The organism is Aeromonas sp. ZOR0001 (assembly GCF_000801015.1).
Taxonomy (GTDB): domain Bacteria; phylum Pseudomonadota; class Gammaproteobacteria; order Enterobacterales; family Aeromonadaceae; genus Aeromonas; species Aeromonas veronii.
Genome location: NZ_JRJY01000083.1, coordinates 1 through 516, shown reverse-complemented (window position 1 = coordinate 516; position 516 = coordinate 1). Strand labels below are relative to the sequence as shown.

General features: G+C 57.4%; 1 protein-coding gene. It reads right to left on the bottom strand.

The window, feature by feature from the left end; all coding sequences use genetic code 11:
- On the bottom strand, positions 1–504 hold a 504-nt coding region (locus L972_RS11690; RefSeq protein WP_047438404.1), incomplete at its 3' end, for a pyruvate kinase.
- Positions 505–516 lie beyond the last annotated feature (12 nt).

Below are 516 nucleotides of genomic sequence, written 5' to 3'. Positions count from 1 at the left end.
CGGCAGCTTGATGGAGACGCCCGGCAGGTTAACGCCTTTGTTCTCGCCCAGGTCACCGTTGTTCAGCACTTTACAGATAACTTCGCGCTCGGTGATTTCGATAACGTCCAGACCGATCAGGCCGTCATCAACCAGGATGCGGTTGCCGACGCGCAGATCGTTGGCGAAACCTGCATAGGTCACGGCCACTTTGTCTTTGTTGCCAACCACGGTCTGGTCGGTGGTGAAGGTGAAAGTCTGGCCAGCGACCAGCGCGACGTCGTTGCCGCCTTCCAGCTTCATGGTACGGATTTCCGGACCCTTGGTGTCCAGCAGGATCGCTGCGTGCTTGCCGGTCTCGGCCATCACAGCGCGCAGGTTGCTGATGCGGCTGCCGTGCTCGGCGTAGTCACCGTGGGAGAAGTTCAGGCGCATGACGTTCATGCCGGCGTCCAGCATTTTGGCCAGCATTTCTTTGGATTCGGTCTTCGGACCGATGGTGCAGACAATTTTGGTCTTTTTCATGTCAATCTTCAT